Below are 18128 nucleotides of genomic sequence, written 5' to 3'. Positions count from 1 at the left end.
CCCTCTCCATTCCCTCCCCCCTTGTGGGGGAGGGTTAGGCAGGGGGGTAAGTCGCAGGCACCGTACCTGAGATACCCCCACCCCCAACCCCTCCCCACAAGAGGGAGGGGAGCATCTGGCATTGTGCTCTCCTCACACCTTGTATCGCGCCCATGACCCATCCCGGCGAACAGTTTTATCCGGAAGGCGTCCGTTGGGACGACGCGATCGAACGCGGAAGTCTGCCCGGGTTGTTGTCGACGGCTGTCGCCCAATTCGGTACGCGGACAGCGATCGAATATCGCGACCGCGCCATCAGCTTTTCTGAGCTGGAAAATCTGGCCGAGACGGCGGCTGCCGCGTTCCTGCGCGCCGGCTTCGGCAAGGGCACGACGGTGGCGCTGTTTCTCGGCAACTCGCCCGACCACCCCGTCAATTTCTTTGGAGCGTTGAAAGCCGGCGCCCGTATCGCGCATCTCTCCCCGCTGGATGGCGAGCGCGCGCTGTCCCATAAATTGAGCGATAGCGGTGCGCGCATTCTCGTCACCTCCAATCTGGCGACGCTGTTGCCGACGGCGCTGAAATTCCTCGACAAGGGGTTGGTCGACCGTCTGATCGTTTGCGAGGACGATCATTGGGGCGCGGTCGGTAATCCGCATGCGCCAATTCCGGATAACCCCTCCATCGTAACCTTTGCGAAATTCGCCGAAGGCGCGACCAAGCCGTCACAGTGGCCTGAAATCTCGCCCGATGATGTCGCGCTGTTGCAATATACCGGCGGCACCACGGGATTGCCGAAAGGCGCGATGCTCAGCCACGGCAATCTGACGTCGGCGGTCTCTATCTATGAGGTGTGGGGCAGGCCGGCGCGCCTGGAGCGCAATGCGATCGAACGCGTGATCTGCGTGCTGCCGCTGTTTCATATTTATGCGCTGACCGTGGTGCTGTTGTCATCGATCCGGTACGGCAATGTGATCTCGCTGCACCAGCGCTTCGATGTCCAGGCCGTGATGCATGACATCGAGGTCAGGCGCGCCACTCAATTTCCCGGCGTTCCGACTATGTGGATCGCGATCGCAAGCCTTCCCGATCTCGACAAGCGCGATATGTCGTCGCTGGTCGCGTGCGGATCGGGCGGTGCGCCGTTGCCGGTCGAGGTCGCCAAGATTTTCGAGCGCAAGACCAACATGAAGCTGAAGAGCGGCTGGGGCATGACCGAGACCTGCTCGCCCGGCACCGGCCATCCGCAAGAGGGACCCGATAAGCCCGGCTCGATCGGGCTGATGCTGCCCGGCATCGAGATGGACGTGGTGGCGCTTGAGGATCCCAAAAAGATATTGCCGCCTGGCGAAATCGGTGAAGTCCGCATCAAGGGGCCGAACGTCACGAAAGGCTACTGGAACCGGGCGAAGGAAACCGAAGAAGCCTTTGCCGACGGCCGCTTCCTCACCGGCGATATCGGCTACATGGATACGGACGGCTATTTCTATCTGGTCGATCGCAAGAAGGACATGATCATCTCCGGCGGATTCAACGTCTATCCGCAGATGATCGAGCAGGCGATCTACGAGCACACGAGCGTGCAGGAAGTGATCGTAATCGGTATCCCGGACGAATACCGCGGCGAGGCGGCGAAAGCTTTCATCAAGCTCCGCGCCGGTGCCAACGCCTTCTCGCTCGACGACCTCAAGGCGTTTCTCACTGGCAAGCTCGGCAAGCATGAGATTCCGGCCGCGCTTGAGTTTGTCGATGAATTGCCGCGCACTCCGGTCGGCAAGCTCTCGCGTCACGAATTACGCCAGCAATCCGCAAGCCGCCCCGCGCCATTGAAAACACCGCAACTCGCAACAGGAGGTCATTCATGACCGACGCCGTCATCGTTTCCACCGCCCGCACCCCGATCGGCAAGGCCTATCGCGGTGCGCTCAACGCCACCGAAGGCGCGACCCTGCTCGGTCACGCCATCGGCGAGGCGGTCGCCCGCGCCAAGGTCGACCCGAAGGAGGTTGAGGACGTGGTGATGGGCGCAGCACTGCAGCAGGGCACGACCGGCGGTAACATCGCCCGCAAGGCGCTGTTGCGTGCCGGTTTGCCGGTAACTGTCGGCGGCACCACGATCGACCGGCAATGCGCCTCGGGCTTGCAAGCGATAGCGCTCGCCGCGCGTTCGGTGATTTTCGACGGCGTCGAGATCGCGGTTGGCGGCGGCGGCGAATCCATCAGCCTGGTGCAGAACGATCACGCCAACAAGTTTCACACCCAGGACCCGGCGCTGCTCAAGATCAAGGGCGAGGTCTACATGCCGATGATCGACACCGCCGAGGTCGTCGCCAAGCGCTACGGCATCTCGCGCGAGCGGCAGGACGAATATTCGCTGGAGAGCCAGCGGCGCGTCGCGGCCGCGCAGCAGGGCGGCAAATTCAACGACGAGCTCGCGCCGATCACCACCATGATGGGCGTTGCCGACAAGGCGACCGGCGAAATCTCGTTCAAGGAAGTGACGCTTTCAAAGGACGAAGGCCCGCGGCCGGACACATCTGCTGAGGGCCTCGCTTCGCTGAAGCCGGTGCGGGGCGACGGCTTCACCATCACCGCCGGCAATGCCAGCCAGTTGTCGGATGGCGCCAGCGCCTCGGTCATCATGAGCGACAAGGAAGCCTCAAAGCGCGGTTTGAAACCGCTCGGCATCTTCCGCGGTTTTGTCGCCGCCGGCTGCGAGCCGGACGAGATGGGCATCGGGCCGGTATTCGCGGTGCCGCGGCTGTTGAAGCGTCACGGCCTGAAGGTCGACGACATCGATCTCTGGGAACTGAACGAGGCGTTTGCCGTGCAGGTGCTTTATTGCCGCGACAAGCTCGGCATCGACCCTGAAAAGATCAATGTCGATGGCGGCGCGATCGCGGTCGGACACCCCTACGGCATGTCAGGCGCGCGGCTGACCGGTCACGCCCTGATCGAAGGCCGCCGCCGCAAGGCGAAATTCGCGGTGGTAACAATGTGCGTCGGCGGCGGCATGGGCGCCGCCGGCCTGTTCGAAGTGGTGCATTGATTTTTGGTCGTCCCGGCCTTGAGCCTAGACCCATACGCCGTGGCCTGTCGGTCAAGGTATGGTGGCAGCCGGCTTTGCCGCCAACGGGCACTGGTGGTTATGGGTCCCCGCTTTCGCGGGGACGACGAGAGACAGGGTAATTTATTCGCTCACAGGAGAATCCGATGGATCTCGCTTTCACCAAAGAAGAAATCGCGTTTCGTGACGAGGTGCGTGCGTTCTTCAAGGACAATGTGCCGCCCGCGACGCGGCAGAAGATGGTCGAAGGCCGCCATCTCACCAAGGACGAGATGGTCACCTGGTGGCGCATCCTGAACAAGAAGGGCTGGGGCGTGTCGCACTGGCCGAAGGAATATGGCGGCACCGGCTGGACCTCGGTGCAGCAATATATCTTCAACGAAGAGCTCCAGGCCCATCCGGCGCCGGCGCCGCTCGCTTTCGGCGTTAGCATGGTCGGTCCCGTGCTCTATACCTTCGGCAACGAGGCGCAGAAGAAGCATTATCTGCCGCGCATCGCCAATGTTGACGACTGGTGGTGCCAGGGCTTTTCCGAGCCCGGCTCCGGTTCCGACCTCGCCTCGCTGAAGACCAAGGCCGAGCGCAAGGGCGACAAATACATCATCAACGGCCAGAAGACCTGGACCACGCTCGCCCAGCACGCCGACATGATCTTCAATCTGTGCCGCACGGATCCCGGGGCCAAGAAGCAGTCCGGCATTTCCTTCATTCTCATGGACATGAAGTCGAAGGGCATCACGGTGCGCCCGATCCAGACCATCGACAGCGGCCACGAGGTCAACGAGGTCTTCTTCGACGATGTCGAGGTGCCCGTCGAAAATCTCGTCGGTGAGGAAAACAAAGGCTGGGACTACGCCAAATTCCTGCTCGGCAACGAGCGCACCGGCATCGCGCGGGTCGGCGTTTCCAAGGAACGCATCCGCCGCATCAAGGACCTGGCCTCGAAGGTCGAATCCGGCGGCCGGCCGGTGATGGAAGATCAGGGTTTCCGCGAAAAGCTCGCCGCGGTCGAGATCGAGCTGAAGGCGCTCGAGCTCACGCAACTCCGCGTCGTTGCCGACGAAGGCAAACACGGCAAAGGCAAGCCGAACCCGGCGTCATCGGTGCTCAAGATCAAGGGTTCGGAAATCCAGCAGGCGACCACCGAACTTCTGATGGAAGTGATCGGCCCGTTCGCCGCGCCCTTCGACGAGCATGGCGACGACGGTTCGAACGAGGCCATGGATTGGACCGCGCAGATCGCGCCGAGCTATTTCAACAACCGCAAGGTTTCGATCTATGGCGGCTCGAACGAGATCCAGCGCAACATCATCACCAAGGCGGTGCTGGGATTGTAGCGTCAAAACCAAGATGTCGTCCCCCGCGTAGGCGGGGACCCAGTACGCCGCGAGGGTGGGGCTTACGGGAAGCGGCTGTAGTTACTGGATCCCCGCTTTCGCGGGGATGACGGTGGAAAAATAGGCGAGGGCAGGGGCGGCGGGCTCGCCCGCCGATTTAGAGAGAGTAGAAAAATGGATTTCGATTTGTCCGAGGAGCAGCGGCTTCTCAAGGAAAGCGTCGATGGGTTGCTCGGCGACGCCTATGATTTCGATTCACGCAAGAAATACATGAAAGAGCCGGGCGGCTGGAGCAAGTCGATCTGGGGCCGCTTCGCCGAGCAGGGCCTGCTTGGCCTGCCGTTCGCCGAAGACGACGGCGGTTTCGGCGCCGGCGCGGTCGAGACCATGATTGTGATGGAGGCGCTGGGCCGCGCGCTCGTGATCGAGCCTTATCTGGCGACGGTGGTGATCGGCGGCGGCCTGTTGCGCCATGGCGGCTCGAGCGCGCAGAAAGAGGCGCATATCCCCTCCATCATCGATGGGTCCAAGACCTTTGCCTTCGCGCAGCTCGAAAAGAATTCACGCTACGATTTGGCTGACGTTGCGACCTCGGCCAAGAAGAAGGGCGAGGGTTGGGTGATCGACGGCGAGAAATTCGTCGTGCTCAACGGCGAGGCTGCTGATACTTTGATTGTGACCGCGCGCACCAAAGGCGGCCAGCGTGACGCGGGCGGCATCGGCGTGTTCCTGGCGCCGGCTAATGCCAAAGGCGTCACCAAGAAAGCCTATCCGACCCAGGACGGCCTGCACGCCGCCGACATCACCTTCACCGGCGTCGAGGTCGGCAGCGACGCCGTGATCGGCGATCCCGAAAATGCTTTGCCGCTGATCGAGCGGGTGGTGGACGAGGCCCGCACCGCGCTGTGCTCTGAGGCCGTCGGGCTGATGGACGAATCCTTGAAGGCTACCGTCGAGTACCTGAAGACGCGCAAGCAGTTCGGCGTGCCGATCGGCAGTTTCCAGACCCTACAACACCGTGCTGCCGATATGTTCGTCGCGCTCGAACAGGCGCGCTCGATGTCGATGTTTGCAACCATGGCCTGCGATTTCGAGGACGCGAAAGAGCGCGCCACGGCGGTCGCCGCCGCCAAGGTGCAGATCGGCAAGTCTGGCAAATTCGTCGGCCAGCAGTCGATCCAGTTGCACGGCGGCATCGGCATGACCATGGAGGCGAAGATCGGTCATTACTTCAAGCGTCTGACCATGATCGAAAACACCTTTGGCGATACCGAATATCACCTGCGCCGCGTCAGCGCCGGCGGCGGGCTGGTGTAAGGCCTATCCTCGTCATTCCGGGGCGATGCGCAGCATCGAACTATGGTGCGCAATTGCGCACCTGAGAATCCATCTCTCCGGGCACTCTCGTGGCGCAATGGATTCCGGGCCTGCGCCATCCGCGCAAATAACTTCGCTATTTTTTTGTCGCGACGGCGCATCCCGGAATGACGTCTAACGTCTATGGAGACACCCTATGAAATCCACCCCCTTCGATCTCACCGGCCAGGTCGCCGTCATCACCGGCTCCAGCCGCGGCATCGGCCGCTCGTCGGCCGAACTGCTGGCGAAGCTTGGCGCCAAGGTCGTGATCTCCTCGCGCAAGGCTGGGGCCTGCGAGGAAGTGGCGCAAGGCATCCGCAAAGCCGGCGGCGACGCGCATGTCATCGCCTGCAACATCTCGCGCCGCGAAGAGGTCGAGGCGCTGGTGGCAGGCAGCATCAAGCACTACGGCAAGATCGACATTCTCGTCTGCAATGCCGCGGTCAATCCCTATTACGGCCCGCTGCTCGACATCAAGGACGACGCCTTTGACAAGATCATGGCCTCGAACGTCAAGAGCAACCTCTGGCTCTGCGCGCTTGCGATCCCACCAATGGCCGAGCGCAGCAAGGGCTCGGTGGTGATCATTTCCTCGATCGGCGGATTGCGCGGCTCGACCGTGATCGGTGCCTACGGCATCTCGAAGGCGGCGGATTTCGCGCTGTGCCGCAGCCTCGCCGGCGAATGGGGCCCGAAAGGCGTGCGCGTCAACTGCGTCGCGCCTGGCCTGGTGAAAACCGATTTCGCCCGCGCGCTGTGGGAGGACGAAGAGCGGCTGAAGCGCCGCTGCGCCACCACGCCGTTGCGGAGGATCGGCGAGCCCGATGAGATCGCCGGTGCCGTCGCCTATCTCGGTTCCGACGCCTCCAGCTTCATGACCGGGCAGACCATCGTGGTCGATGGCGGCGTGACCACGGCGGGGGTGTAGGATCTCTTTCTTTCCCTGCCTTGTGGGAGAGGGTGCATTCTCGTGTCTCTCTTCACGTCGTCCCGGACAAGCGAGGCGAAGCCGAGTGCGATCCGGGACCCATAACCACAAGCTGATGTTGTTATGAAGGCTTTAGCCCCGGCGACCGTAACAACGATGACCTGTGGTTATGGGTCCCCGCCTTCGCGGGGACGACGCTTGCGTGTTTGGTGGGCGGTATGACCAACTTGACGTCCGCTTTCCAATCCGCTTGCCTTACGCAAAATGATAACGCCGGGAAACGTTCATGTCCTTCGTATTGGCCATCGATCAGGGCACCACGTCCTCGCGCGCCATGGTGTTTCGCGCCGATCTTTCCGTCGCCGGCGTCGCGCAGCAGGAGTTTCCGCAGCATTTTCCATCTTCGGGCTGGGTCGAGCATGACCCGGAAGACATCTGGAATTCGACCATTGCAACTTGCCGCGACGCGCTCAAAAAAGCCAACCTCGCCGCCAAGGATATCGCGGCGATCGGCATCACCAACCAGCGCGAGACGACCATTGTCTGGGATCGGTCCACCGGCAAGGCCATTCACCGCGCCATCGTCTGGCAGGATCGCCGCACCGCCGACATCTGCGCGAAGCTGAAGGACGAAGGCCACGAACCAACGATCACGGCCAAGACCGGCCTGATCATCGATCCTTATTTCTCCGGAACTAAAGTCGCCTGGATTCTCGATAACGTCCCCGGTGCGCGCGAGCGCGCCGTGCGCGGCGAATTGCTGTTCGGCACCGTCGATTGTTACCTATTGTGGCGCCTGACCGGCGGCAAGGTGCATGCGAGCGACGCCACCAATGCCTCGCGCACCCTGCTTTTCAATATTCACGAGGGCGGCTGGGACGACGATCTCCTCAAGCTGATCCGCGTGCCGCGCGCGATGTTGCCGGAGGTCAAGGATTCCTCGCATCGCTTTGGCGATACCGTGCCCGATCTGTTCGATGGTGCAATCGCGGTTTGCGGCATTGCCGGCGATCAGCAGGCGGCGACGATCGGACAAGCGTGCTTCACGCCAGGCATGATCAAGTCCACTTACGGCACCGGCTGCTTCGCGCTGCTCAATACCGGTACGACGCCGGTTGCGTCGAAAAACAAGCTGCTGACGACGATTGCCTATCAGCTCGCCGGCAAGCGCACCTACGCGCTCGAAGGCTCGATCTTTGTGGCGGGCTCCGCGGTGCAATGGCTGCGCGACGGGCTCGGCGTCATCAAGCAGGCGGCCGAGACCGGGCCGTTCGCGGCAAAGTCCGATCCAGCGCAAAGCGTTTATCTGGTGCCGGCCTTCGTCGGTCTCGGCGCGCCGTACTGGAATCCGCGGGTGCGCGGCGCGCTGTTCGGGTTGACGCGTAACACTGGTCCTGCGGAGCTCGCGCATGCCGCGCTCGAGAGCGTCTGCTATCAGACCTTCGATCTCCGGGATGCGATGCGCGCGGATTGGCCGGAGGCGAAAGCGGCCAATATCGTGCTGCGCGTCGATGGCGGCATGACCGCATCGGACTGGACGATGCAGCGGCTGGCGGATTTGCTCGACGCGCCCGTGGATCGCCCGGTCATTCAGGAGACCACGGCGCTCGGCGCGGCCTATCTTGCCGGACTTGAAGCCGGCGTTTATCCGGCGCCTGCCAAATTCGCCGATCACTGGCGGCTTGAGCGCCGTTTTAAGCCCAACATGAGCGCGGCGACGCGCGAACGGAAATTGAAAGGCTGGGCGCGAGCCGTGAAGGGTGTGCTTGCGAGCGATGAGGACCCATAGCACCGACGCCCGTCATCACCCGCGAAAGCGGGTGATCCAGTATTCCGAGGCGGTTGTGATAAAGCCGAGAAGCCGCGGCGTACTGGATACCCGGCATGCGCGGGGTATGACGGATGGGGCGGCATTCAACGAGGGACAAAATAAAAGATGAAAAAGACGATTTGCCTCCTCGTGCCCGCACTGGTCGCGATAGCCGTGACGTCAGCCTCATCCGCCCGCGACAACGACAACGCGCTGTCCGCCGCACGCCTTTCGACGATGCAGGCGCCGGGCCTTCAGGCGCCCGGAAAAATCCTGATCGATGTCTGGGGCATTCCGCACATCTATGCCGAAAACGAACATGACCTGTTCTTTCTGCAAGGTTTCAACGTGGCGCGCGACCGGCTGTGGCAGATCGATCTCTGGCGCAAGCGCGGCCTCGGCCTGCTCGCGAGGGATTTCGGTCCGGCCTATGTCGAGCAGGACAAGGCACTGCGGCTCTTTCTCTATCGCGGCGACATGAATGCGGAATGGATTTCTTACGGCCCCAAGGCGAAGTCCTATGCGGAAAGTTTCGTCGCCGGCATCAACGCCTACGTGGCGGACGTGCAGGCCGGCCGCAAACCGCTGCCGATCGAATTTCGCATCGCCGGCACCACGCCCGATCTCTGGACTCCTGAGGATGTGGTGCGGATCAGAAGCCATGGCCTGACGCGCAACGTTGCTTCCGAGGTGAAGCGTTCGCTGGTCGCCTGCGCGGCCGGACTCGAAGCCGATCGGTTTCGCGTAAAACTAGAACCGGCCTGGACCACGAAGATCCCCGAAGAGCTTGATCCTTGCAGTATCCCAAAGGGCGTGCTCGCGGCCTACGATCTGGCGACGCGCCCGGTCGCCTTTGCCAAGGCCGAAGATCGCAAGGCGATGCTGACGCATGATCCGGATCGTTTCCTTGGCGAGGCTGACGGGCAGCGCGACACCGTCGGCTCCAACAACTGGGTGGTCGCGCCGTCGCGTACCGCGACCGGCCGCGCGATCCTCGCCAACGATCCGCATCGCGAGCACAGCGTGCCGTCGCTGCGTTATATCGTCGGCCTCAATGCGCCCGGCCTTTCGGTGATTGGCGCGGGCGAGCCGGCGCTGCCGGGAATTTCGATCGGCCATAACGGCACGATCGCGTTCGGGCTGACCATCTTCAATGTCGACCAGGAAGACCTCTACGTCTACGAACTCAATCCCGCCGATCCCAATCAATATCGCTATCGCGACGGTTGGGAACCGATGCGGATCGTGCATGAGCGCGTCGAGGTCAAAGGCGAGGGGGCCCGCGACGTCGAGCTGAAATTCACCCGGCACGGGCCCGTCGTTTATGTCGATGAGGCTAACAAGCGCGCCTTTGCCATCCGCTCGATCTGGTTCGAGCCGGGCACCTCGGCCTATTTCGGCTCCTCCGACTATATGACGGCCAAAGACTGGAACGGTTTTGTCGCCGCGATGCGGCGCTGGGGCGCGCCGTCGGAGAACCAGGTCTATGCCGACGTCAAAGGCAATATCGGCTGGATCCCCGGCGCGAAGACGCCGCGGCGCGTCAACTATGACGGGCTGATGCCGGTGCCCGGCGACGGCCGCTACGAATGGCAGGGTTTTATCGACGCCGATCAACTGCCGCGGGTCTATCGCCCCGAACAGGGCTTTTTTGCCACCGCTAATCAGATGAACCTGCCGAATGGCTACCCAATTGCTGAACGCAAAATCGGCTTTGAATGGTCGGATCCGGCGCGCTGGCAGCGCATCGTCGAAATATTGCAGTCAAAACCAAAGCTGACATTGGCGGACGCGATGGATTTGCAGAACGACGACACCTCGATGCTGGCGCGGCGTCTGATCAAATTGCTGAAGCCGCTTGAGTCCGACGACGCCAACGGAAAAAAGGGGCTGGAGCTTCTTAAAGATTGGGACGCGCGCGATGGCGCCGGCAGCGCGGCGGCGGCGGTGTTCGAGGTGTGGATATCAAATCACCTCGGCGCGGCGCTGCTCAAGGCCGTCGAGCCCAAGGCCGCTGACCTCATTGCCCCGGCAGCTTCCAGCATTTCGCCCATCGTGGCCTATCTCGAATCGCCGGACGAAAAACTCGGCGCCGATCCGCTGGTGGCGCGAGACCGCATCCTGCGCGAAAGTCTTGCGAGCGCGGTCGCCGAGGTCAGCGACAAGTTGGGCGCGGATTCCTCGATGTGGCGCTGGGGTCGGTTGCATGTCGCGACGTTCGATCACGCGCTGATGCCGCTCGCCGAAAAGGCGACCGCCGCGCAACTCACGGTCGGGCCGCTCGCCTATGGCGGCGCCGCCAACGTGCCGCGCGCGGCGACCTACCGTCGCTCGGATTATCATCTCACCGCCGGTGCTTCGTTCCGCATGGTGCTCGACGTCGGCAATTGGGATGCCAGCCGCGCCGTCAACACGCCGGGCCAGTCGGGCGATCCCTTCAGCGGACATTACCGCGATCTCGCGCCGCTGTGGGCGACCGGCCAATACGTGCCGCTGCTCTATAGCCGCGCCGCGGTGGAAGCCGCGACGGCGGAAGCGATCACGCTGACGCCGAGGTGAGGGGGCTTTATCGGATGGATGCGAAGGATGTTTGGTTGAATTGACGTTCTTCCGCTCCCTTCCCCTGAAGGTTGGGGAGGGGGGTCAAACTACATTTCGCATCTTGCCAGTGATCCCCTCCCGCTTTGCTCTGAAGAGGAGCAAAGCGACCTCCCTTTTTCAAGGGGAGGTTTCGGAGATTGCCGCGCTAACTTCCGAAATTCACCGCCGTCGTGTTCGCCCCGCAGAGCAGGATTGCCACGCGTTCTCCGGCTTGAGGCTTGTAACGCCCCGAAAGCAGCGCGGCGAAGGCCGCGGCTCCGCCGGGTTCTGTCACCAGGCGCAAATTGGACCACAGCGCTTCCTGGGCCTGCCGGATCGCATCATCGGTGACGAGGACGACGTCGGCGACATTGTCGCGCGCAATCGGAAAATTCAGTTCGCCCACGCGCCGCGGCGCGAGGCTGTCGGCGGCGACGCCGCCGGCGGGCGCATCCACCGGCCGGCCCGCCTTGAGCGCGGTGTGGAGGGTCGGCGCCGCTTCAGGCTCGACCGCAACGATGCGAATCTTGCGCCCATACCACGCCGCGATGCCGCCGATCAGCCCGCCGCCGCCGACCGCAACCAGAAGCGTATCGATCTCGGGCGCGTCCTGCTCCAGCTCCAGCCCCACCGAGCCCTGGCCGAGCAGCGTCTCCGCCTGGTCGAAGGCATGGATCGGCATCGCGCCGGTTCGCTCGATGTGGCTTTGGCTGGCCTTGAGCGCATCGGCATAGAGTGAGCCCGCGATCATGAGCTGCGCGCCATAGGCCTTGATGCGCTCCTGCTTGGCCGGCGAGGCGACATCCGGCAAGAAAATCGTAACGGGCACGCCCAATCGATGCGCGGCATAGGCGACCGCTACGCCGTGATTGCCGCCTGATGCCGCCACAACGCCCGCAGGGGGCGGCTTTCGCAGCAGGAGGTTGGCGAACGCGCCGCGTACCTTGAACGAGCCGGAATGCTGCAACAGTTCGAGCTTGAAGGTGAGGGGGCCAGGCGGAAGGCCGAAGTCGGCCATGTCGGCTTTGACAAGCGGCGTTCGCCGCACAAAGGGGCGGATCACAGCCTCCGTGGCCGTGATGCGCTCGCGTGTGATCGGGTTCGTCTCGGTCATGGGTCTGCTCTAGTCGCTTACATATTCCGGTGAGAGATTCACGGTCTGGCCGTCGCGTGTGAGAATGACGCTCTCCGGAAAGTCCTGCTCATAGACCGCACCGAGGTCGTTCAGGCGTTGAAGCAATTCGGGCAGGTGGGGCAAACAGCCGCTTTCGATGTCGTGCAGGACGACGACGCTCCATTCGTTTTCAAGCACCTGCGCGATGCACGTCTCGACCCACCCCGCGGCATCCCTCCAGTCGCCGGGGACGCTGTTCCAGAGCACGCTCTGAAACCGGTTCGCCTGCAGGTAGGCAATGGCTGCGCGGCTCAGAAGATGATGGCCGATCAGACCGGAGTTTCCATACGGCCGGAACAGTTTGTTCGGGTGAGACAGTTCGCCGATCGCGCGCTGGGTCGTGGCGATTTCGTGCTCGGCGAAATCCGCCTCGGGGCGATCTCCAAAAGCAACTGAGTGCGAGAACGTGTGATTGCCGATCCAGTGGCCGGCAGCATGGCACTGCCTTGCCAGAGACGCGGCCTCGGGGTCGACCAGATTGCGGCCGATCACGAAAAAAGTGCTGCGGAGACCCTGGCGCTCCAAGATCTCGAGCACGCGTTCGGTGATCCCCGGCGTCGGACCGTTGTCGAAGGTGAGCGTGACGCGTCGCGGCATGCGCTTGTGAGCCTGTTATCACTTCCCCGATCTTGATACGGCTTAGGTAATTAGCAAAGTGGCTAAATGAAAATTGCAATCGCGTTGCGCGCTTTGGCCAACGAGCGCCGTTTGCTGATCCTGGACTGGCTTCGCGACCCGAAGAAGCATTTCCGCGCCCAGGAGGACGGCGATCTTGTGGAAGACGGCGTCTGCGGGCTCCTGATTGCGGAAAAGCTCGGCGTCAGCGCGCCGACCTTGAGCGAACACATGCGCGTCCTGATCGCGGCCAAACTGGTCAGGGCCAAACGCATCAAGCAATGGACGATGTACAAGCGGGATGAAGACGCCATTGCCTCCGTCAAGCGCGTCATTCACGATAAGGTTTGAATACCAGGGTGCACTTCCATGATCCTGATCGGCCAATATGATTCCCCCTTTGTCCGCCGCGTCGCGATTGCGCTGCGGCTCTACGGTTTCAACTTCCAGCACAGACCGTGGTCAACCTTCGGCGACGCCGAACTGATCGCGGCCTATAATCCGCTGCGGCGGGTGCCGACGCTGGTGCTCGACAACGGCGAAACGTTGATCGAAAGCGCCATGATTCTCGACTATCTCGATGAACTGGCCGGCCCGGAGAAGGCATTGATCGCCGCTCGTGGACCGCAGCGCCGTCAGTGCCTGAAGAGCTGCGCGCTGGCGACGGGGCTCGCCGACAAGGCGGTCAGTCTACTTTACGAGCGCGTGCTGCGGAAAGACCATCCGTCGCAGATTTGGGTCGAGCGCTGTGAGGCGCAGATCGGCGCAGTGCTCGATGCGCTTGAAAAGGAGCGTGCAGCTATCGCCTCACCGTTCTGGTTCGGGACGCGTATTGGCCATGCCGACGTCGCTGTCGCCTGCGCTCTGAGGTTCACCGGCGAAGCCCATGCCGGCGTATTTGACGACGTGCGCCATCCCGCGTTGGCGGATCACGCCTCGCGTTGCGAGGCGATGCAGGTGTTCAGGGAATTCGTGCAACCCCTGATCCCGCCGAAGGGATAAGAGCCGTCGTTGCGAGGCGCTCGACGTCAGCGCGAGGAATCGGCGAGCCAGGCCGCGAGCACCGCGCGCTCGTCGGGGGTGATTTCGGTGATATTGCCGGGCGGCATGGCGCTGGACCAGGCTGCGTTTCGTCCGATCAGGCGGCTGTTGCGCAGGATCGCTTCCGGATCGTCGAGGCGGACGCCCTTTGGCGCCGCGGTAATTCCATCAAACACCGGCTCGGCGGCGTGGCACATGCTGCAACGGGACAGCACGATGTCCTGGGCCGCCGCAAAGTCGTGCTTGGGCACCACCGCGCTCACCTTGGCGTCCCGCGGACCAGCGGTCGAGAGGAACGCGATCGCGATCATGCCGAGCGCCGCCACGCCCCACACCCACCACGGCGATTTGCGCCCCGCGTGGCGCTCGTTGAAGAAGTGACGGATCACGGGACCGAGCGCCAGCACGATCGCCGCGATCAGCCAGTTGAAGCGGGTGCCGAAGATCAGCGGGTAATGATTGCTGATCATCAGGAACACGACCGGCAAGGTCAGGTAATTGTTGTGGACCGAGCGTTCCTTGCTCTGCTTGCCGTATTTCGGGTCGGGCGTCTGGCCGGCGAGTAGCGCTGCCACGACCTTCTTCTGGTTCGGGATGATCAGCGCGAAGACGTTGGCGACCATGATGGTGCCGATGATTGCGCCGATCTGGTTGAAGGCGCCGCGCCCGCTCAGCACATGGGTGAACGCATAGGTAAGGACGACCAGGAAAATATAGCCGCCGATCGCGAACGGCAGTTCGTGACTGGACAGACCACTGCGGCAGGCGGCTTCATAGAGCAGCCAGGCCAGCGCGAGGCTGACGAAGCTGAACAGCCCCGCCTGCAGCGGCGTCAGGTCAAGTACCGACTTGTCGACCAGAAACAGCTCGGCATCGAGGTAGTAGACGATGACCATCAGCACGAAGCCCGACAGCCATGTGGTGTAGGCCTCCCATTTGAACCAGGTCAGTTCGCTCGGCATCTGCGACGGCGCGACCAGGAACTTGATGATGTGGTAGAAGCCGCCGCCGTGCACCTGCCAGGCCTCGCCATGGGCGCCTTCCGGCAGGCCGCTGCGCGGCTTGAGTTCAAGGTCGAGGTGAATGAAGTAAAACGAACTTCCGATCCAGCCGACGGCCGCGATCACGTGCAGCCAGCGAAAAATCAGACTGGCCCATTCCGACAGTATCGATGCCCACATCGCCGGCTCCATCCCTCGCGCGGCGTTTGCGGCGACGGTCCCGCGCGTCTCGTCCGGCCAACCCCGGCCGGATGCCCCAATTCTGTGTGACATCTATCGCGATGATTTTCCAGCGCTTCCGGTTGGCAGTCAGTGGCGTGGATTTGACATTCGCCACGCAGGCGGCCGCAAATTCGAAAAAGCGAATGTCAAAATCCCAAACGCCACTAGAATCTTGAATTTGCTAGTGGTCCTCGATTCCAACATTCGCAAAACTGTATGCTGCAACGGGATGCGAATCTTGGAATCAGACTATGAGTGCCCAAAAATGCGGCATGTGGACTTGGCCGCCCCAAACCGGGTAAATGAAGCGGGGGCCGATTTCGAGGTTAAGACAATGAAGAAGCTTCTCCTGTGCACGATGCTGGTCGCGGCGGCAACGCCGGCCTGGTCGCAAACAAAGCCGGCGGCGAGAGCCGGGCGCGCCGATCCCTGCGCGCCGATCGGCCAAACCGCCAGCCGCGAGCTGATCTACTCGATGAGCTGTACCAACCTTCCGGCGCCGCCTCCTCCGCCGCCACAGGCCGAACTTCAGTCGGCCCCTGCCCCGGAAGCCGAAGTTCGGCGCGGCGGCCTGTTCGGCATGTCCTTCGACGTCGGCGGAGCCACCTCGGGCGGCCAGGGCAGAACCCCATGACCGGGCGGATGTGAGCGGGGATTAAGTGTTGCAGAAGCCGCTTGAAGAGTTGAACGCCTCCGCGCAAGGCGACTTCGTCGCGGCGCTTGCCAACATCTTTGAATATTCGCCCTGGGTCGCCGAACAGGCCTTTGCGGCGCGGCCCTTTGCCGGCGTCAATGCGCTGTTTGCGGCGATGAAGACGGCGGTCGAGCGGGCTCCCGAAGGGTTACGGCTCGCGCTGATCAAGTCGCACCCTGATCTGGCCGACAAGACCCAGCGCGCCGCGGGGCTCACGGCGGAATCCAGCGCCGAGCAGAACAGCGTCGGGCTCGACCGGCTGTCGGACGCCGAATACGAGGCCTTCGAACGCGTCAACAATGCCTATCGTTCGAAATTCGGCTTTCCGTATATCGTCTGCGTTCGCCGCCACACCAAGGATTCGATCCTCAGCAATTTCGAGCAGCGGCTGCCGAACGATGTCGCGACCGAAACAGCGACCTCGCTTGCGGAGATTTGCCGGATCGCGGCGCTGCGGCTCGATCAGCTCGTGATTTCCAGTGACCGGCTCCCCGTTTACGGGCGGCTTTCGACCCATGTGCTCGATAACAATAGCGGCAAACCCGCGGAAGGAATCACGGTCGAACTCATCGAACGTTCAGCGCTTGGCGCGAGCCGCGTTATAGCGCGCGCTGTGACCAATTCGGACGGCCGCACCGATCAGCCGTTGATCGGCGGCCGGCCGGTGCCGATCGGCCGCTATGAATTGATCTTCAGCGTCGGAAGTTATTTCAAGGAACGAAACGTGCCGCTTTCCGACCCGCCGTTCCTCGACGATATCGCGTTGCGCTTCGCGGTCAGCGATCCCGAGGGGCACCTGCATGTGCCCCTCCTGGTCACGCCCTGGAGCTATGCGACCTATCGCGGTAGCTGACCGCTCCCTCAAACGTGCTGCGCCGATGAGGCCATCGCCGCGGCGTCGGCTTTCGCGCTGGAGCTGCTGCCCAATCCGTTGAAGAATGCGTTCAGGATCACGGCTGTCACCGCGCAAAGCAGGATGCCGGATTCCAGCAGCGGCTGCAGGTCATGCGGCAGGTTGCGGAAGAAGCCGGGTGCGGCGAGGGGGATCATGCCGAAGCCGACGGAGATCGCGACCACGAACAGGTTGAAGCGGTTGTTCTTGAAGTCGACGTTGGTCAAAATCCGTGCGCCGGTCGCAGCCACCATGCCGAACATCACCAGTCCCGCGCCGCCAAGCACCACCAGCGGCACCGCTTCGACCAGCGCCGCAAGCTTCGGCAACAGGCCGAGCAATAGCATGATGGCGCCGCCGGTGATGGTGACCCAGCGCGACCGGACGCCGGTGACGCTGACCAGGCCGACGTTCTGCGAGAACGACGTATAGGGGAAGGTGTTGAAGATGCCGCCGATCAGCGTGCCGACGCCGTCGGCGCGCAGGCCGCGCGACAACGCGTCACGATCGATGGTTCTCCCGGTCATCTCGCCGAGCGCCAGAAACATGCCGAGCGATTCGATCATCACCACGATCATCACGATGCACATGGTCAGGATCGGCACGAGGTGAAACTGCGGCACGCCGAAACGGAAGGGGATGACGATGTCGCCCCAGGACGCGGCGACAACCTTCTCGAAATGCATGACGCCGAGCACGCTGGCGAGAACGGCGCCGGCGATAATTCCGAGCAGCACCGACACGTTGGCAAGGAAGCCGGTTCCCCACCGGATCAGGCCGAGGATGAAGAGCAGCACGAACAGCGAGATGCCGAGCCCCTGCAATTGACCGTAAGCCGGGTTGGGAAAGGCGCCGGGAACGCCATCGACCACCTTGGTCAACGTCGGCAGGCCGCCGCCGGCCCAGTTGATGCCGACCCGCATCAGCGAAATGCCGATCACCATGATGATGGTGCCGGTGACGACAGGTGGAAACAGCGGCAGCAGCCGGCTGATGAAAGGCGCGGCAAGTATGCCGAAGATTCCGGCAGCGATGACGGAGCCGTAGATACCGAGCAGGCCGATATCGGGAGAAAGCGCCATCGACATCATTGGGCCAACGGATGCGAACGTAACGCCCATCATCACCGGCAGCCGGATACCGACCCCGGGAAATCCGATACACTGAACCAGCGTGGCAAGGCCGCAGGCGAACAGATCGGCGCTGATCAGAAAGGCGACGTCTTCCGGCGACAGTTTCAACGCCCGCCCGATAATCAGGGGAACGGCGACCGCGCCGGCATACATCACCAGCACATGTTGCAGGCCCAGCGCCAGCAGCCGCGGGACCGGCAGGACTTCGTCGACTGGATGAATCTCGGTGCTCATGGTTACCCCCCAACGGACGCCAGTATGATGCCCTGCCGCTGTCATATGATTGCAGCAATTCA

Annotated in this window: 15 protein-coding genes; 11 read left to right on the top strand and 4 right to left on the bottom strand. The window is 62.7% G+C overall.

All coding sequences use genetic code 11. The features are described 5' to 3' along the window. Nucleotides 1–152 precede the first annotated feature (152 nt). The 7 genes from pimA to ABSE61_RS14240 all read left to right on the top strand — a co-directional run bounded on the left by pimA (nucleotide 153) and on the right by ABSE61_RS14240 (nucleotide 11039). Entirely contained in the window at nucleotides 153–1844 is a 1692-nt protein-coding gene (gene pimA / locus ABSE61_RS14270) for a dicarboxylate--CoA ligase PimA (RefSeq protein WP_423871766.1), read from the top strand. Continuing rightward, entirely contained in the window at nucleotides 1841–3028 is a 1188-nt protein-coding gene (locus ABSE61_RS14265; protein ID WP_423871765.1) for an acetyl-CoA C-acyltransferase, read from the top strand. The genes pimA and ABSE61_RS14265 overlap by 4 nt, the downstream gene beginning before the upstream one ends. Nucleotides 3029–3192: 164 nt before the next feature. Then, the gene (gene pimC / locus ABSE61_RS14260) at nucleotides 3193–4383 is read left to right on the top strand and encodes a pimeloyl-CoA dehydrogenase large subunit (RefSeq protein WP_423871764.1); all 1191 of its coding nucleotides are present in this window, start codon (nucleotides 3193–3195) and stop codon (nucleotides 4381–4383) included. Between the two features lie 174 nt (nucleotides 4384–4557). Continuing rightward, the gene (gene pimD, locus ABSE61_RS14255) at nucleotides 4558–5700 is read left to right on the top strand and encodes a pimeloyl-CoA dehydrogenase small subunit (RefSeq protein ID WP_423871763.1); all 1143 of its coding nucleotides are present in this window, start codon (nucleotides 4558–4560) and stop codon (nucleotides 5698–5700) included. Between the two features lie 196 nt (nucleotides 5701–5896). Next, the gene (locus ABSE61_RS14250) at nucleotides 5897–6670 is read left to right on the top strand and encodes an SDR family NAD(P)-dependent oxidoreductase (RefSeq protein WP_423871762.1); all 774 of its coding nucleotides are present in this window, start codon (nucleotides 5897–5899) and stop codon (nucleotides 6668–6670) included. Nucleotides 6671–6956: 286 nt separating this feature from the next. Beyond that, the gene (gene glpK / locus ABSE61_RS14245) at nucleotides 6957–8459 is read left to right on the top strand and encodes a glycerol kinase GlpK (RefSeq protein WP_423871761.1); all 1503 of its coding nucleotides are present in this window, start codon (nucleotides 6957–6959) and stop codon (nucleotides 8457–8459) included. 147 nt (nucleotides 8460–8606) lie between these two features. After that, nucleotides 8607–11039, top strand: coding sequence for a penicillin acylase family protein (locus tag ABSE61_RS14240; protein ID WP_423871760.1), 2433 nt, complete (start codon nucleotides 8607–8609; stop codon nucleotides 11037–11039). Nucleotides 11040–11226: 187 nt separating this feature from the next. On the opposite strand, the gene ABSE61_RS14235 is transcribed toward ABSE61_RS14240, so the two are convergent. Both ABSE61_RS14235 and ABSE61_RS14230 read right to left on the bottom strand, forming a co-directional pair. Continuing rightward, complete coding sequence (locus ABSE61_RS14235; RefSeq protein ID WP_423871759.1) at nucleotides 11227–12174, bottom strand: threonine/serine dehydratase; 948 nt, start codon at nucleotides 12172–12174, stop codon at nucleotides 11227–11229. Between the two features lie 9 nt (nucleotides 12175–12183). Further along, nucleotides 12184–12831 carry a polysaccharide deacetylase family protein gene (locus tag ABSE61_RS14230; protein WP_423871758.1) on the bottom strand — a complete coding sequence of 216 codons (648 nt, stop codon included), beginning with the start codon at nucleotides 12829–12831 and terminating at the stop codon, nucleotides 12184–12186. 66 nt (nucleotides 12832–12897) lie between these two features. Between ABSE61_RS14230 and ABSE61_RS14225 the strand changes: the two genes are divergently transcribed. Further along, nucleotides 12898–13200: an ArsR/SmtB family transcription factor gene (locus ABSE61_RS14225; protein ID WP_423871757.1), complete on the top strand. Its 303-nt coding sequence runs from the start codon at nucleotides 12898–12900 to the stop codon at nucleotides 13198–13200. Nucleotides 13201–13218: 18 nt separating this feature from the next. Beyond that, on the top strand, nucleotides 13219–13851 hold the full coding sequence (locus ABSE61_RS14220) for a glutathione S-transferase family protein (RefSeq protein WP_423871756.1): 633 nt from the start codon (nucleotides 13219–13221) through the stop codon (nucleotides 13849–13851). Nucleotides 13852–13877: 26 nt separating this feature from the next. Here ABSE61_RS14220 and ABSE61_RS14215 read toward each other — a convergent pair whose 3' ends face one another. Beyond that, nucleotides 13878–15071, bottom strand: a complete 1194-nt coding sequence (locus ABSE61_RS14215; RefSeq protein WP_423871755.1) for a urate hydroxylase PuuD — start codon at nucleotides 15069–15071, stop codon at nucleotides 13878–13880. 376 nt (nucleotides 15072–15447) lie between these two features. Here ABSE61_RS14215 and ABSE61_RS14210 point away from each other — a divergent pair, with 376 nt between their 5' ends. Then, nucleotides 15448–15747, top strand: coding sequence for a hypothetical protein (locus ABSE61_RS14210; RefSeq protein WP_423871754.1), 300 nt, complete (start codon nucleotides 15448–15450; stop codon nucleotides 15745–15747). A 28-nt stretch (nucleotides 15748–15775) separates the two neighbouring features. Continuing rightward, nucleotides 15776–16660 (top strand): 2-oxo-4-hydroxy-4-carboxy-5-ureidoimidazoline decarboxylase, encoded by an 885-nt coding sequence (gene uraD / locus ABSE61_RS14205; protein ID WP_423871753.1) that lies wholly within the window; start codon nucleotides 15776–15778, stop codon nucleotides 16658–16660. An 8-nt stretch (nucleotides 16661–16668) separates the two neighbouring features. Here the strand turns inward: uraD and ABSE61_RS14200 are convergent, their stop codons facing one another. Continuing rightward, entirely contained in the window at nucleotides 16669–18066 is a 1398-nt protein-coding gene (locus ABSE61_RS14200; protein ID WP_423871752.1) for a nucleobase:cation symporter-2 family protein, read from the bottom strand. Nucleotides 18067–18128 lie beyond the last annotated feature (62 nt).

The organism is Bradyrhizobium sp. (assembly GCF_049519115.1).
In the GTDB taxonomy this organism is placed as follows: domain Bacteria; phylum Pseudomonadota; class Alphaproteobacteria; order Rhizobiales; family Xanthobacteraceae; genus Bradyrhizobium.
The sequence above is the reverse complement of the archived record's forward strand: the minus strand, read 5'-3'. Positions and strand labels throughout refer to the sequence as shown.

Excerpts from the sequence above, each read along its gene's own strand:
- ABSE61_RS14215 (WP_423871755.1), bottom strand. The coding sequence starts at position 15,071 with ATGTGGGCATCGATACTGTCGGAATGGGCCAGTCTGATTTTTCGCTGG.
- ABSE61_RS14220 (WP_423871756.1), top strand. The coding sequence starts at position 13,219 with ATGATCCTGATCGGCCAATATGATTCCCCCTTTGTCCGCCGCGTCGCG.
- ABSE61_RS14225 (WP_423871757.1), top strand. The coding sequence starts at position 12,898 with ATGAAAATTGCAATCGCGTTGCGCGCTTTGGCCAACGAGCGCCGTTTG.
- ABSE61_RS14235 (WP_423871759.1), bottom strand. The coding sequence starts at position 12,174 with ATGACCGAGACGAACCCGATCACACGCGAGCGCATCACGGCCACGGAG.
- ABSE61_RS14200 (WP_423871752.1), bottom strand. The coding sequence starts at position 18,066 with ATGAGCACCGAGATTCATCCAGTCGACGAAGTCCTGCCGGTCCCGCGG.
- pimD (WP_423871763.1), top strand. The coding sequence starts at position 4,558 with ATGGATTTCGATTTGTCCGAGGAGCAGCGGCTTCTCAAGGAAAGCGTC.
- pimC (WP_423871764.1), top strand. The coding sequence starts at position 3,193 with ATGGATCTCGCTTTCACCAAAGAAGAAATCGCGTTTCGTGACGAGGTG.
- ABSE61_RS14240 (WP_423871760.1), top strand. The coding sequence starts at position 8,607 with ATGAAAAAGACGATTTGCCTCCTCGTGCCCGCACTGGTCGCGATAGCC.
- ABSE61_RS14210 (WP_423871754.1), top strand. The coding sequence starts at position 15,448 with ATGAAGAAGCTTCTCCTGTGCACGATGCTGGTCGCGGCGGCAACGCCG.
- ABSE61_RS14250 (WP_423871762.1), top strand. The coding sequence starts at position 5,897 with ATGAAATCCACCCCCTTCGATCTCACCGGCCAGGTCGCCGTCATCACC.
- ABSE61_RS14230 (WP_423871758.1), bottom strand. The coding sequence starts at position 12,831 with ATGCCGCGACGCGTCACGCTCACCTTCGACAACGGTCCGACGCCGGGG.
- pimA (WP_423871766.1), top strand. The coding sequence starts at position 153 with ATGACCCATCCCGGCGAACAGTTTTATCCGGAAGGCGTCCGTTGGGAC.
- glpK (WP_423871761.1), top strand. The coding sequence starts at position 6,957 with ATGTCCTTCGTATTGGCCATCGATCAGGGCACCACGTCCTCGCGCGCC.
- ABSE61_RS14265 (WP_423871765.1), top strand. The coding sequence starts at position 1,841 with ATGACCGACGCCGTCATCGTTTCCACCGCCCGCACCCCGATCGGCAAG.